Annotated in this window: 14 protein-coding genes; 7 read left to right on the plus strand and 7 right to left on the minus strand. The window is 68.8% G+C overall.

The features are described from left to right. From GUY60_RS08030 to GUY60_RS08040, 3 genes are all read left to right on the plus strand, one after another. A partial coding sequence (locus GUY60_RS08030) for an AI-2E family transporter (RefSeq protein ID WP_246234473.1) occupies positions 1-1,331 on the plus strand: 1,331 nt, incomplete at its 5' end. Between the two features lie 265 nt (positions 1,332-1,596). Continuing rightward, positions 1,597-2,439 carry a hypothetical protein gene (locus GUY60_RS38840; RefSeq protein ID WP_161695308.1) on the plus strand — a complete coding sequence of 281 codons (843 nt, stop codon included), beginning with the start codon at positions 1,597-1,599 and terminating at the stop codon, positions 2,437-2,439. Next, a complete protein-coding gene (locus GUY60_RS08040; RefSeq protein WP_161695310.1) occupies positions 2,436-3,593 on the plus strand; it encodes a S8 family peptidase in 1,158 nt (385 codons plus the stop codon). Before GUY60_RS38840 ends, GUY60_RS08040 begins: the two co-directional genes overlap by 4 nt. Before the next feature lie 120 nt (positions 3,594-3,713). Here the strand turns inward: GUY60_RS08040 and GUY60_RS08045 are convergent, their stop codons facing one another. Further along, on the minus strand, positions 3,714-4,259 hold the full coding sequence (locus tag GUY60_RS08045) for an alkyl hydroperoxide reductase (RefSeq protein WP_161695312.1): 546 nt from the start codon (positions 4,257-4,259) through the stop codon (positions 3,714-3,716). A 15-nt stretch (positions 4,260-4,274) separates the two neighbouring features. Then, positions 4,275-4,829 carry a peroxiredoxin gene (locus tag GUY60_RS08050; protein WP_161695314.1) on the minus strand — a complete coding sequence of 185 codons (555 nt, stop codon included), beginning with the start codon at positions 4,827-4,829 and terminating at the stop codon, positions 4,275-4,277. A gap of 479 nt (positions 4,830-5,308) precedes the next feature. On the opposite strand from GUY60_RS08050, the gene GUY60_RS08055 reads away from it, so the two are divergent. From GUY60_RS08055 to GUY60_RS08070, 4 genes are all read left to right on the plus strand, one after another. Next, the gene (locus GUY60_RS08055; RefSeq protein WP_246234475.1) at positions 5,309-5,644 is read left to right on the plus strand and encodes a hypothetical protein; all 336 of its coding nucleotides are present in this window, start codon (positions 5,309-5,311) and stop codon (positions 5,642-5,644) included. Then, positions 5,641-6,819 carry a WXG100 family type VII secretion target gene (locus tag GUY60_RS08060; protein WP_161695316.1) on the plus strand — a complete coding sequence of 393 codons (1,179 nt, stop codon included), beginning with the start codon at positions 5,641-5,643 and terminating at the stop codon, positions 6,817-6,819. The genes GUY60_RS08055 and GUY60_RS08060 overlap by 4 nt, the downstream gene beginning before the upstream one ends. A 125-nt stretch (positions 6,820-6,944) precedes the next feature. After that, positions 6,945-8,153: a hypothetical protein gene (locus GUY60_RS08065; protein ID WP_161695318.1), complete on the plus strand. Its 1,209-nt coding sequence runs from the start codon at positions 6,945-6,947 to the stop codon at positions 8,151-8,153. 173 nt (positions 8,154-8,326) lie between these two features. After that, a complete protein-coding gene (locus tag GUY60_RS08070; RefSeq protein WP_161695320.1) occupies positions 8,327-9,265 on the plus strand; it encodes a hydrogen peroxide-inducible genes activator in 939 nt (312 codons plus the stop codon). 197 nt (positions 9,266-9,462) lie between these two features. On the opposite strand, the gene GUY60_RS08075 is transcribed toward GUY60_RS08070, so the two are convergent. The 5 genes from GUY60_RS08075 to GUY60_RS08095 are packed head-to-tail and all read right to left on the minus strand — an operon-like array spanning position 9,463 to position 14,274. Then, the gene (locus GUY60_RS08075; protein ID WP_161695322.1) at positions 9,463-11,802 is read right to left on the minus strand and encodes an ABC transporter permease; all 2,340 of its coding nucleotides are present in this window, start codon (positions 11,800-11,802) and stop codon (positions 9,463-9,465) included. Further along, entirely contained in the window at positions 11,799-12,515 is a 717-nt protein-coding gene (locus tag GUY60_RS08080) for an ABC transporter ATP-binding protein (protein WP_161695324.1), read from the minus strand. The genes GUY60_RS08075 and GUY60_RS08080 overlap by 4 nt, the downstream gene beginning before the upstream one ends. Continuing rightward, a complete protein-coding gene (locus GUY60_RS08085) occupies positions 12,512-13,036 on the minus strand; it encodes a PadR family transcriptional regulator (protein ID WP_161695326.1) in 525 nt (174 codons plus the stop codon). The genes GUY60_RS08080 and GUY60_RS08085 overlap by 4 nt, the downstream gene beginning before the upstream one ends. A gap of 48 nt (positions 13,037-13,084) precedes the next feature. Beyond that, complete coding sequence (locus GUY60_RS08090) at positions 13,085-13,327, minus strand: type II toxin-antitoxin system antitoxin (RefSeq protein WP_161695328.1); 243 nt, start codon at positions 13,325-13,327, stop codon at positions 13,085-13,087. After that, the gene (locus GUY60_RS08095) at positions 13,324-14,274 is read right to left on the minus strand and encodes an SPFH domain-containing protein (protein WP_161695330.1); all 951 of its coding nucleotides are present in this window, start codon (positions 14,272-14,274) and stop codon (positions 13,324-13,326) included. Before GUY60_RS08095 ends, GUY60_RS08090 begins: the two co-directional genes overlap by 4 nt. Positions 14,275-14,393 lie beyond the last annotated feature (119 nt).

The following is a 14,393-nucleotide window of genomic DNA, read 5'->3' on the forward strand; positions in this document are numbered from 1 at the left end:
GGGTAGGGGCTCGACTGACCCGGATGGGAGAGCGGTTGGACGAGCGCCGCGAAGCCGCGGAGCGCGAGCCGGACGACGCGGACCACGCGTCGGACCTGCCCGCGTCGCCCGACTCTCCGCCCGACGCTCCGGCCGACTCTCCGCGCGACCACGTACCCGCACCGCCCGCCTACGCGCCGGCGGTCGCCGCCCGGCCCGATCCGGTGGCTGCGGTGCCCTGGGGGCTGCGCGTCGCGGCCGAGGCCGGCTGGCGGCTGCTCGTACTCGCCGCCGCGCTCTGGGTGTTGGCGCGCGCCATCACCTCGGTCCAGCTGGTCGTGATGGCCTTCCTGGCCGCGCTCCTCATCACCGCGCTGCTCCAGCCGGCCGTCCGCAGGATGCGTTCGCTCGGACTGCCGCGCGGCCTCGCCACCGCCGTCGCGTTCATCACCGGCTTCGTCATCATGGGCCTGGTCGGATGGTTCGTGGTCTGGCAGGTCATGGAGAACATCGACACCCTCGCCGAGCGCGTCCAGGAGGGCATCGACGAACTCCAGAAGTGGCTGCTTGAGAGCCCGTTCCACGTCACCGAGGACCAGATCAAGGACATCGCGAAGAACCTGCGCGACGCCGTCGGCACCAACACCGAGGAGATCACCACCGCGGGCCTCGAAGGCGTCACCGTGGTCGTCGAGTTCCTCACCGGCATACTGCTCGCGATGTTCTCGACGCTGTTCCTGCTCTACGACGGCAAGCGGATCTGGAACTGGACCCTCAAGCTCGTCCCCGCACCGGCCCGGCCGGGGGTGGCGGGCGCGGGCCCCAAGGCCTGGCGCACCCTCACCGCGTACGTCCGCGGCACGGTGGTCGTCGCCCTGATCGACGCCATCTTCATCGGCATCGGCATCTACTTCCTCGACGTACCGATGGCCGTGCCGCTCGCCGTGTTCATCTTCCTGTTCGCGTTCATCCCGCTGGTGGGCGCGGTCATCTCGGGCGCGCTCGCGGTGGTCGTGGCGCTTGTGACGCAGGGCGTGTTCACCGCACTCATGGCCCTGATCGTGGTCCTCGCGGTCCAGCAGATCGAGGGCCACGTACTGCAGCCGTTCATCCTGGGCCGGGCGGTCCGGGTGCATCCGCTGGCGGTCGTGCTGGCCGTGGCGTGCGGCGGGATGGTCGGCGGGATCGGCGGAGCGGTGGTGGCTGTGCCGCTCGTGGCTGTTGTGAACACGGTGGTGGGGTACTTGCGGGCTCATGCCGCCGAGAACGCGCTGCGGAACTCCCCTCCGCTGCACGAAGCCACCGTCGCGGATGTCGCACCGACGTCCGCGCCGGGCGCACCCTCGGCCTGACCACGACCGGGCCGACACCGTGGCAGCCGGCATTAACACGAGCTCGATACAGGACGTTCACCGAACTTGAACAGGCAGTGACGCAGTCAATTCCTCGCCCGCCTGTGCGACTTGACATGCCCGTAAAGCTTGGGCTGATGTTTGTCTGACGCGGAGGGCTCACTTCTCCCCGTCTGGAACACGTCTTGTCGGGAGAGGGACCTATATGTCGTACCCGCCGCCCGGTCCACCGGGCAGCGCGCAGCCATACGGACAGCAGCCGGCGATGCCAGCTGTGCCGCCGCCCGGACAGCCGCCGATGCCGCCCGGTGTGGGAGCACCACTGCCTGGCCAGGCACCCTGGCAGCCCTACCCGCACCAGACGCCTCCCGGTGGAGGCGTCGGCCGCAAGGTGTTCGGCGGCATCCTCTGCGCCGCGGGCGCACTCTTCATGATCGTCGGCCTCGTGATCGGTGGCAACGCCTACAGCAACCACCAGCAGCAGATGCCCAACGAGGCGTACGGCAACGACTTGTGGCGTAACGAGCCGGTCGAGAAGCTCTTCCCGAAGACCTTCGCCGGTGTCGCCGGATATGGAGCCAAGCCCTACGACCCCAAGAGGGCGGTCTGGCACCGCGTCGGCATCTCGCCCAAGACGGACTGCGAGCAGGGACTCACGTACAAGACTCTCAAGGCGGCCAAGGACAACGACTGCAAGGCCGTCCTGCGCGCCACCTACGTCGACCCTACCGCCAACATGGTCGCCACCCTCGCCGTCGTGGTCCTCCCCGAGGGAGCACCCGAGACCGGCCCCAAGTACCAGGTGGCCAAGGCCTGGCAGGACAACATGTACGACGATGGCGCTGTGAGCCCGTACCAGGTTCCCGGCACCATCGCCGACAAATGGCCACGCAACGGCGCCTGGATGATGGCCGTCCCCGAGGAGACCGTGCCGTACGCCGTCGGCGTCACCGTCGGCTCGGTCGACGGACACGTGGCGGGCGAACTGCCCGACGAGTTCGAGGGCGGACTCGACGCCGACCGCGACTCCTGGAGCGGCAACGCCAGGAACCTGGTGGAGACATTCGTCAGCGGACACCTGTCGCGAGTGATGGGAGAGGCTTCGTGAAGACCCGTTTCTTGCGCTACGCCGTGACTGTCACCGCCTTCGCCGGGCTGCTCGGCTCGGCGCTGCTCACCGGCGCTGCCCCGGCCGCCGCCGCGGAGAAGACCCCCACCAGTTGGGAGTCGGCCGCACTCGGTCTGTCCGCCGCGCACCGCAGCAGCCAGGGTGAAGGCGTCACCGTCGCTGTCCTCGACACCGGCATCGACGAGAACCACCCCGCGCTCAAGGGGCGAGTGAAGGACATCGGCCCCGACTTCTACAGCAAGTACGACGACCTGGAACCGGGCGACCCGAACTACGGCGTCCATGGCACCGCGATGGCCTCCGACGTGCTGAAGGTCGCTCCCAAGGCTGACATCATTGCCGCCCGGGTCACCAGCGACGAAGTCGGGGATCACGACCTGCCAGTGCGGCCGAAGGGCAAGCACCCGGTCGCCCAGGGCATCGACTACGCCGTTGAGAACGGCGCCGACGTGATCTCCATGTCCATCGGCGGAAATATGTTCGCGGAGTTCAGCGGCGCTGAACTGGCCGCTGTCGGTCGTGCCGTACAGGCAGGTGTCACCATCCTCGCATCGGCAGGCAACAGTGCAGAGGAAGGCAACGAGGGGAACTACCCGGCCGGTTTGGCCCCCGTCATCTCCGTGGCCGCCACCCAGCAGGACGGCAGCCGCGCCTCTTTCTCCACGGTCCGCACCCACAACACCATCGCGGCCCCCGGAGTCGGCATCATCAGCGCCAATCTGGAGGGCGGCTACCGGCCCGTCCAGGGCACCTCGCCAGCCGGCGCGCTCGCCTCCGGCGTCGCCGCCCTGATGGTCGCGGAGAACCCGGACCTCACCCCCGCGCAGGTCCGCGCCATCCTGATGCGTACCGCCAAGCACCCGCCGGGCGGTCACAACGCCTTCGTCGGCGCCGGCCAGATCAACGCCGCGGCGGCTGTACGGGCGGTCGGCAACCCGCCGAAGATCGACACTGCCGTGAAGCCGTACAAGGGCGAGGAGCATTTCGCCAAGCCCACCGGTACCGAGAAGTTCCGTAACGCAACTATGAACACCGGTCAACTCGCCGTGGGTATCGGCGGCGCGATTGTTGGCCTGCTCTGTCTGCTCATCGGCGGCTTCCTGCTGCTGCGCAAGAAGCGGTCAGCGGCCTGACCAACACGAAGCTCCCCACCCGGGTTCGGCCCCGGGCGGGGAGCTTCGTCGTATCAATTTGCTCGGGTAAGACGGAGGGGCCCTGCCAACCGGCAGGGCCCCTCCGGGGAGTTGAGCGGATCAGACCGAAGCGGAATCCGCGAGAACCGCTTCCGCGTCCAGGGTCGCCCCAACCGCCTGCAGGACGGCTGCGATCTTCACGGCCTCCTGGATCGTCTCGCGGTCCACGCCCGCCTTGCGGAGCACCTGCTCGTGCGAGTCGAGGCACTGGCCGCAGCCGTTGATCGCCGAGACGGCGAGGGACCACAGCTCGAAGTCGACCTTGTCGACACCGGGGTTGCCGATGACGTTCATCCGCAGGCCGGCGCGCATCGTGCCGTACTCCGGGTCGGAGAGCAGGTGGCGCGTCCGGTAGAAGACGTTGTTCATCGCCATGATGGCGGCGGCCGACTTCGCGGCCTGGTACGCCTCCGGCGACAGGTTCGCCTTCGCCTCGGGCTCCAGCTCGCGCAGCACGCGCGGGGAACGCGAAGCGATCGCGCAGGCGAGCACCGAGCCCCACAGCTGCTGCTGCGGCAGGTCGGAGTTGCCGATGACCGAACCCAGGTTCAGCTTCAGGTCCTTGGCGTAGTCCGGTATGGCGGACTTCAGTTCGTCGAGAGCCATGTCAGTCAGTCCCGCTCACTCGCCGGAGAGGAGCGCGACCGGGTCGAGGGTGTCCTCGCCCTGCGACCAGTTGCACGGGCAGAGCTCGTCGGTCTGCAGGGCGTCGAGGACCCGCAGGACCTCCTTGGGGTTACGGCCCACGGAACCGGCGGTCACCATCGTGAACTGGATCTCGTTGTTCTGGTCGACGATGAACACGGCACGCTGCGCGAAGCCGTCCTCGCCCTCGACGCCGCAGTCGCGCATGAGCTCGTGCTTGGAGTCGGCGAGCATCGGGAAGGGCAGGTCACGCAGGTCGGCGTGGTCCTTGCGCCAGGCGTGGTGCACGAACTCGGAGTCGCCGGAGACACCGAGGATCTGGGTGTCACGGTCAGCGAACTCGTCGTTCAGCTTGCCGAAGGCGGCGATCTCGGTGGGGCAGACGAAGGTGAAGTCCTTCGGCCAGAAGAACACCACGCGCCACTTGCCCTCGTAGGACTTGTGGTCGATCTGCGCGAACTCCTTGCCGCTCTCCAGCGACACGCAGGCGGTCAGGTCATACGTGGGGAACTTGTCACCGACAGTGAGCACGCGCTCTCCTATGTGCTTCGTAAGTCCCCTTTTGGGCTTACGCGGGGGTTGGACGGGAGTCACGGTGTCATGGTTGAGATTGATCAGGGAAATAGGAAGATCGAGACTGTTTGATCGGAAGTAGCGATCAGTGGGGCGACGGGCGTCGCAGGCGCTTCTCGATGGTTGCGTAATACGTGAGCGGTTCCGTGTCGTGCTGTCCCGTGCCGTTCCGTGCCGATTTTGGAACGATCAGGTGCTGATCGTTCCACAGGGCTTGCTGCAAGGCTGATGCGTTCGGCGTCGTGAGACAAAATGAGTCGGGCAGGCGGGAGTTGGCGGGGGGCGCGGCAGGGTTCAAGGTGACCAAATCGCGGGCAAGACCCGCAGTTCGTGGATTTACAGGGTCTCTGGATCGACGGGGCCGCGCCGGTGCACAGGGCCTCGAGCTCAATCGAACTGATCGGCTCTCGCGAGTCGACTGCGCAGAGGAGTAGCAAATGTCAGATGACGCGCCGTACTACGCAGACGGAGTCGGCCGGAGTATGGCCAAGAAATTCGAGCTGCAGGCGTACGACCTGCGCGCCTATCTCAAGAAGTTCCAGGATGAGACCGGCGAAGAGGCGATTTCTGATGGTTTTGGCCTGCTCACGGAATCAGATGAGGTCAGAAACGCCTACATCGAGTACTCGACGACCGCAGCCGCGGCGATGAAGGCTGTGCATGAGCATCTCGACGCCATCGCTGACGCGTTGAGGAAGGTCAACAAGAACACCGAGGTGAATGACGAGAACACTGCGGTGCTCTTCGGCAAGGGGTCGGGGGGAGACAAGTGAGCGGTAAGGAGTCGGGTGCGGAGGAGCTCGTCGAGCTTGGGTTGGAACTCGTCAACCCTGGTGGCGAGCCGGAGGAACTGAGGCAGGCGGCCAAGGCCTGGCGGCAACTCAAGGCCGAGATCGCCGGCGACAGCGGTCTGCTCAAGGCGCTGGACCGAAATGTCGAGGACACGGTCGGTCATACGTGGCGTGGTGAAGCTGCGGAGGCTTTCCGAAAGCATTGGCGTGAGTTCAAAGCCGCCGTCGAAGACGGGGTCGAAGAGTACGACGACATCGCCAAGCAGCTCGATGAAGTTGCTGATCAGATCGAGACCGTCAACGAAGAGATTCACTCGATCTACGCCGAGATCGGGGTCTCGATCGGTGTCGGAGTGGCGCTGTCCTTCGTGTCGTTCGGCGTCGCGGGTGGTGCGGCCGCAGCGAATGTCACTCGACTCGCCACACAGGCGATCCGCATTTCGGCTCGCCTCGGCGCCCTGCTGCGTCGTATCGCGGCAGCAATCCGCGCCTACCAGCAAGCCGGCAAAATGGTGAAGCTCACGGCCAGCTTCTTCGTCAACTGGGCTGGAAACACTGGCGGTACGTTGATCGGAGCTGGCCTGTCCGGCCAGAAGGTCGACGGCGCGAAGATGTGGGAAGCCACCTGGCAGGGCGGGCTTGCCGCAGGCATCGGAACACCTGCGGGCGCAGGAGCGGCCGGCAAGGTCGCCAACATCATGGACGGGATGGCCAGCCCTCCGGGAAACCTTGCCAAGCACCTCACTGAGAACATCACGGGAGGAGTCGTCGGCAATGTGGCGGGCGGACTTGCTGTCGATGGCCACACGGCGCTCACGACGGACGAGGACCCGGAATGGGGGAAGAACGCCCTGATCAACGCGGTAGGCGGAGCGATCGGCGGAGCCGCGGTGGGAGGCGCCGGACACTATCGGCAGGATCTCGCCGACAATCCGTCTCCGAATGTTGACCCGAACTGGGACTCCTCGAGATACGGGCAGCGTGGCATCAATCCCGACTTTGCCATCGAGGTGCCTGGTGGCGCTGTGGGAGCCGGCTTGGCGGGTGCCGGTGGTGAGCTCGCCGCCAGTGAGGAAGAGGCCAAGGGAAAGGGTGAGGCGGAGCCCACAACGCCGTTTGGTCGTCAGCAGCGCAGCATTGCGGAAGACTTCGGATGATGACAAGGTCCCGCACTCTGAGCCGCTGCATGGTCGTCTTCGGTCTCAGCGCTTTGGCTACGGCCGCCGCCGTCCTCCTCCAACCCTCAACTCGCCCTCCCCGGTGGGATCTCTTCGCTTGCCTCGTGTTGGCAGCCGTCGCAACGGCCGTCGGCATGCTGTCGCTCCGGCGCAGCCCGATCGGTTCCCGTGGGGAAGGCACGCTCTGGTGGGTGGACCAGCGCAACGCGTGGGTCGGCTTCGCGGCTTGGTCCTGGGTGGTGCCGGTGTTTCTGGTGGCCTACGCGGCCCTCTCTCCGACACCTGCGGCGTGGGAGATCGTCGATGCCGGCTCCTCCCTGCGTACGACCAAGATTGAGAAGGTCCTGTCCACGAAGTACGTGAGAAGCCAGCGGACCGGCCATTACAGCTCCACCGTGCGGGTGTCCGTCCCCTTCGATCAGGAGGCGAAGACCTCTGAGGTGAAGTTGTCCTCAGACGACAAGCCGCAGGCCGGAGCGGATGTCTGGGTGCTCTTCGCGCCGTCGTCGCCCGAGCTGGGCTTCCTCGTCGGTGACCGGCAGGTCCTCGAAGAGAAGACCGGTGGCCGGGCGGACCTCTGGACGATCTTCCTCACTCTTGGTGGCATCGGCTTCTGCTGGTTCATGAACATGTTCGGGCGCTGGCGCTCCGATCCTGTGAGTGGCCTGCACCGTTCCCGGCAGCAAGGCGTGCTTCACGTAGTGCCCGTCTCCGTGTCGGGCGTGGATGTAGCCCGCGACGAGCGCCCGCCGTCCGCTTCTGTCGCCGGACAACTGAAGCCGCGACTGCGTATGGCGAGTGCGGAGTTCGGTGAGCTCGACCTGTACCTGGACGAGATCGTCGACCCCACACCCCTGGCAGAGGCGGTGGATGGAACGAGTGGCCACGTCTACTGGCGCCGCCCCACTCGGCAGCTTCCCTACCTGAATTCGGTCGGTTACGCGGTACTGGTCCTGGAGGGGCAGCGTTACCTCTCAGGGTGGCTGGAGACCGCGGATGCTTCGGTCGAGCTGCCGGGGGGCGCACTCGTACCGGCGGATCACGAACTCGCGGAGCAGGGTCGAGCGCGCGCGATTCATCCGGCTTCCGCCGTGGAGGAGAGCGCCAATTCCGTGGTTCTTCGGTCCCTGCTGATCGGCATCGTGGCACTAGCAGTCGTCACTCTCGGTGTCGGTGACATCGCGACGGTGACGCTCGCCGTCGTCTCCGTGGCGGCGGTTCTGTTGGGCCGGCGCAGGGCGCGGAGGCTGGCGCAGGGGCACCTGGAGACTCGCGCTCGGGGTGCTGGCCATGGGGCCGGTACGGCAGCCTGAGTTGGACGGCCTTCCCTTCGGCCGCCGCTCCGGCGCGCTGTACGAGCGGAGCCCCGTCTCGTCCGCTTTGGCGCTGTCGGCGGGAAATAGCCCTGATCGCGGGAATAGCTAGACTCAGTCCCGTTGATCGGAGGTGGTTATCAGTGACCGTCAGTAAGAGGAGTAAGGCGAGTGTGGGGCGTGGCGGGAAGCAGCCGACGCTCGCGCAGTTGCGGGCCTTCGACGCGGTGGCCGAGCATCTGCATTTCCGGGACGCGGCCGCCGCGATCGGGATGAGCCAGCCCGCGCTGTCCGGGGCCGTGTCCGCCCTTGAGGACGTACTGGGCGTACAGCTGCTTGAGCGCACCACTCGCAAGGTGCTGCTCTCGCCCGCCGGGGAGCGGCTCGCGGGGCGGGCGAAGGACGTGCTCGAAGCGGTCGGCGGGCTGATGGAGGAGGCCGAGGCGGTGCGCGGGCCGTTCACCGGGGCGCTGCGGCTCGGCGCGATCCCGACCGTGGCGCCGTATCTGCTGCCCAGCGTGCTGCGCCTGGTGCACGAGCGGTATCCGGAGCTCGACCTCCAGGTGCACGAGGAGCAGACCGCGTCGCTGATCGAGGGGCTGCTCGCCGGGCGGCTCGATCTGCTGCTGCTCGCCGTGCCGCTCGGGGTGCCCGGGGTGACCGAACTGCCCTTGTTCGACGAGGACTTCGTACTGATCACGCCGCTTGACCATCGGCTCGGCGGCCGGGAGGGCATCCCGCGCGAGGCGTTGCGGGAGCTGAATCTGCTGCTGCTCGACGAGGGGCACTGCCTGCGTGACCAGGCGCTCGACATCTGCCGGGAGGCCGGGCGCGGGGAGCTGCCGGTGACCACCACGGCGGCCGGGCTCTCCACGCTGGTGCAGTTGGTGGCGGGCGGGCTCGGGGTGACGCTGCTGCCGCGGAGCGCGGTGAAGGTGGAGACCAGCCGCTCCAGCCAGCTCCTCACCGGGTACTTCGCGGAGCCCGCCCCCACCCGCCGCATCGCCCTCGCCATGCGGACGGGCGCGGCGCGCGGTGCGGAGTACGAGGAGCTGGCGGGGGAGTTGCGCGAGGCGATGTCGGCCCTCCCGGTACGCGTCGTGCCCCACTAGTCGTGCCCCACCAGGGGCGCGGGGCTGTGACATTTGCGGCTCCGCCGCGTGGGCGCGATCAGCCACGACGGCGCGGCACTCGCCGACGGCGCGTCGACGGCAGACGCGTCTGCCATGTTCGCTTCGTTGCCGGGTGCGGCCCGTCGTGGGTTGCTCGCACAGTTCCCCGCGCCCCTGAAAAGAGCGCCCCTGCGGGGCTACTCCGTGCGCAGCCCGTCCGGGCGCATCAGGCGCAGCAGTGGCGGCAGGCTGAGCAGGGTCACGAGCAGCACGACGGCCGCCCCGGCCCCGGTCATCCCCGCGACCGCCGCCCAGTCGACCGTCACCTTCTGGCCGACCATCTTCAGGAGCACCGAGCCGAGCGCGAGCCCCACCACGCAGGAGAGCACCAGGCCGAGCCCGACCGGTACGGCGGTCTGCCAGAACACCGACAGGCTCAGCGTGCGGCGTCGCGTACCGAAGGCGACCAGGGCTGACAACAGCTTCTTGCGTTCGCGCAGTTGCTCCAGTTGGGACACCAGGAGGCTCGCCCCGATCAGCAGCAGCACACAGACCGCGCCGATGAACAGGCCGTTGCGGATCTGGGCGAAGCGGTCGCTCTGCCGGGAGGACTGGAGGGTGCGGGCCTCGATCACCGGGCCGGCGTGGGTGGCGACATTGCGTACGTACTCGGCCGCGTCCGGGGCCGACGGGTCGAGCCGGACGAAGAGTTCGCCGCGCTGCGGGACGGCCGTCCCCGCCGGGAACGCCTTCGGGGTCAGCAGCAGGCCGCCGGTGTTGTCGCCGAGCGGGTCCTTGCGGGGCTTGGCCTCGCGCAGATCAGCGGGCACCCGCATCGGTACGGCCGCGCCCTCGAAGGTGTCGTACGCCGGGTCGAGGTACACGGTCCGCCCGGACTTGGCGAGCTTCGGCGTCGAGGTGTCGTATGGGGTGTCGGTCGCCACGAACGCGTCGCCGTCGCGGCAGGACGGCAGTTGCGCCACTTCGCGCAGGGCCGCGCAACTGCCGACGGTGACCGTCATGGACTCCTCCGGGTCGGCCTTGCGTTCACCGGCCTCCATCGTGGTGCGGGGCGGGGTCGTCCTGGTCACGCCCTCGGTGCGCGCCAACTCGTCGGCGGTGGCCTTCAGTTGGCGGGGCGTGTCGGTGGCCGGGGGCAGGGAGAGGTACATCTGGGCCCGGTTCGCGTCCTCGCCGGTGGAGCGGGTGTAGTCGTTGTCGACGCCCGCGAACAGCATCTGCAGGGCGATGGCTCCGGCCACCGCGACCGCGATGCCGCTGACCGTGCGGGCCGCGGTGCCGCTGCTCAACTGGAGCCGTCTGACGGCCAGTTGCCAGGAGAGTCCGCCGCCGCCGAGCCGGGCCACGGTGGCTTCGACCAGCCACGGGAGCAGCACGGTGATGCCGACGAGGAGCAGGACCACGCCGCCGGTGACCATGAACTGGTTGAAGTTCCCGTTGCTGTCGCCCTGCCCGATCATCGGGGCGAGCAGTCCGGCCCCGGCGAGCGGAAGCAGCAGCCGCCACCACAGGCGCCGGCGCCGGGGCGCGGAGGTGCGGACGACGCCCAGGGGTTCGATGACCACGCGGCGCAGGGCGAAGAGGGTCACCGCGACCGCGGCGGCCGGCACCGTCACGGCCACCAGGAGGGCGAGCGCGGGCGACGGGTCGAGGTCGTGCGGGAAGACACTGACCCGGAACAGGTCGACGCGGGCCGTGAACTGCCGTACGACGAGGAAGAGTCCGGCGCCGACGGCCAGGCCGAACACGGACCCGGCGAGCGCCTCGCCCGCGGCGATCCGGCGGGCCGTACGGCTGTCCGCGCCGATCAGCCGGAGCGCGGCCAGCCTGCGGTCGCGGCGCTCGCCGCCGAACCGTACGGCCGCCGCGATGAACACCGCGACGGGAATCAGCAGCACGACGAAGACGACAAGGGTGAGGAGCAGGAGCACCGGGTCCATGCCCTCCTCGGGCTGGTCGGTGCCGAAGGCGTCGATGCGCTCGACGGGGTACGCCGACGGCTTCAGGTCGTCGGCGCCCTTGTAGTACACGAGGTCGTGCGGCCCGAGCAGGGCGTCGTCGCCGAGGGTGCCGACGACCTTCGCGTCGATCCGCTCGCGCAGCAGCGCGCTGTCGCCGGAGTCGAGCAGCCGCTTCAGCGCGGGCGAGACGAGCACTTCGCCGGGTTTCGGGTACGCGGAGACTCCGGGCGGCAGTGGGGTGTCGGGCCCTTCCGGCTGGTAGACCCGGCCGCGGATGTCCGCGCCCCGGAACTCGGTGTCGGTGTGGGCGACGACCAGGGTGCGGTCGCTCCTCGCCATCGGCTCCGAGCTGAACAGCACGTCCGTACGGGCGTCGCTGCGCGCGGAGCGGGCGTCGAGCGCGCCGGGGACGGCCGTGGTGGCGAGCAGCAGAGCGACGCCGCAGCCGACCCCGATCGCGGTGAGTACGGTGCGCACCCAGCCCTCCGGGCCGCCGCTCACGGCGAACCGCACGCCGAGCCCCAGGTCGCGCGCCCAGGTCCGGATGGTGTTCATACGGCGCGCTCCATGTCACGGGCGCGGCCGTCGCGTACGACGATCTCGCGGTCCGAGTAGGCGGCGACGCGGTTCTCGTGGGTGACGAGGACGACGGCGGCGTTGGTGGCGCGGGCGGCCTCGGTGAACAGCTCCATGACGCGCTCGCCGTTGAGGGAGTCGAGGGCGCCGGTCGGCTCGTCGGCGAACAGCACCCGGGGGCCGGTCACCAGGGAGCGGGCCACGGCGACGCGCTGGCCCTGGCCGCCGGAGACCTCGCCGGGGCGCTTGCCCGCCACGTCGTCGACCTCCAGGCGCTCCAGCCAGCCGAGCGCGGTCCGCTCGGCCTGCTTGCGCTTGATACCGGTCAGGCGCAGCGGCAGGGCCACGTTCTCCACGCAGGTCAACTCGGGTACGAGCTGGCCGAATTGGAAGACGAAGCCGAACTCGGAGCGGCGCAGCGCACTGCGGTCCGCGTCGCCGAGCGCGCTCAGCTCACGGCCGTTGTACGTGATGGTGCCGGAGTCGGGCGTGACGATCCCGGCGAGGCAGTGCAGGAGCGTCGACTTGCCGGAGCCGGAGGGGCCCATGACGGCGACGATCTCGCCCGGGTGGATGGAGAAGTCCGCCCCGTCCAGGGCGGCGGTGGCGCCGTACGTCTTGCGCAGGCCGTCCGCGACGAGCAGGGAGCCCGCGGGTGCCGGGCGGGTGTGGCCCTCGGTGGCGATGCTCATGCGCCGACCGCCTTTCCGAGCTTGTCGAGGCGCGCGGCGGTCAGTTCCAGCCAGCGCAGGTCGGCTTCGAGGTGGAACAGGGCGTGGTCGCAGATCAGTTGGTCGGCGAGGTCGCCCTTGCGCTTGCGTTCGGTGAGGACACGCATCAGCCGCAGGTGCTCGGCGCGCTGGGTGTCGAGCAGGTCGGCGGCGTCCCGGCCGGTGAGCAGGGCGAGGACGACCTTCGTGTAAAGGGTCGAGGTGAGGTACGGCTCCGGCTTCTCCGGCGTCGCCAGCCAGGTCTTGACGTCGGTGACGCCCGCGTCGGTGATCGCGTACCGCTTGCGCTCGGGGCCGCCGCCGGCCTCCACGCCGTCGACCTCGACGAGGCCGTTCTTCAGGAGCCGCGACATCGTCGAGTAGACCTGGCCGTAGTGCAGCGGCTTGTCGTGCCCGAATCTCTCGTCGAAGGTCTTTTTCAGGTCGTAGCCGTGGCGGGGGCCGGATTCGAGGAGTGCGAGGAGGGTGTGGGGGATCGACATGTGTCGGACTATACATCGCGTGTATACCCTCGGTGTATACGTGCCCCTTCAGGGCGACTTCGGTGGGCGACCCCGTTTAGGGATGGGGCCGGCCTCGCCCGGCAGGCGGCCCGCCTCCGCGAGTGCCCTGCGCAGCAGGAACTCGATCTGGGCGTTGGCCGAGCGGAGTTCGTCGCTCGCCCAGCGCGCCAACGCATCGTGAACCGACGGATCGAGCCGCAGCAGCACCTGCTTGCGCTGCTGCTGCGGCCTGCGCCGCGGGGTGGGGTCCCCGGTGTCGGACGGACTCACTGGTACAGCGACCCGGTGTTGAGTACGGGCTGCGCCGCGCGGTCCCCGCACAGCACGACCATCAGGTTGGACACCATCGCCGCCTTCCGCTCGGAGTCGAGCTCCACGATGTCCTGCTCGGTGATCCGGGCGAGCGCCGCCTCGACCATGCCGACCGCGCCGTCCACGATCTGCCGCCGCGCCGCGACCACCGCACCGGCCTGCTGGCGCTGCAGCATCGCCGAGGCGATCTCCGGCGCGTACGCGAGGTGCGTGAAGCGGGACTCGATGATCTGCACCCCGGCCGCCTCCACGCGCGCGTGCAGCTCGACGGCCAGCTTCTCGGTGATCTCCTCGGCGTTGCCGCGCAGCGACAGGCCCTCCTCGTCGTGCGCGTCGTAGGGATACTCGATCGCGATGTGCCGTACGGCCGCCTCGGTCTGGGTCGAGACGAACTCCAGGAAGTCGTCCACCTCGAACGAGGCCTGCGCGGTGTCCTCGACCTTCCACACCACGACCGCGGCGAGCTCGATCGGGTTGCCGTACGCGTCGTTGACCTTGAGGACGGCCGTCTCGTGGTTGCGCACCCGGGTGGAGATCTTCACGCGCGAGGTGAGCGGGTTGACCCAGCGCAGCCCGTCCGTACGGATCGTGCCGCGGTACCGGCCGAACAGCTGGACGACGCGGGCCTCGCCCGGCGCCACCATGTTCAGTCCGCACATCGCGAGGAACGCGGCGATGGCGATGACGATGCCGCCGACGATCAGCGTGGCCTTGAGCCCGGCCGAGTCGAGCAACGTGGCGCACACCACGAGGGCGGCGCCGCCGGCCAGGCCGAGGAGGCCGAGCAGCAGCGCGAGGCCGCCGCCGATGGAGTGCGCGGCGAACTCCCGGACTCTGGGCTCCGGCATCGCGGGCACGTCGGCGGCGCTGTCCTCGGCTGCCGGTGTGTGGTCGTTACTGGTCATGGGGTTCCCCGTTCTCTATGGCTGTTCCGTTTTCACGTACTCAGGCACCTGGGCGCCTGAGTAGCTACTAAGTGCCTAGCAAAGTGATATCACTTTAATGCCCGTGCCGATCCGTTGCC

The sequence above is a fragment of the Streptomyces boluensis genome, from assembly GCF_009908195.1.
Taxonomy (GTDB): domain Bacteria; phylum Actinomycetota; class Actinomycetes; order Streptomycetales; family Streptomycetaceae; genus Streptomyces; species Streptomyces boluensis.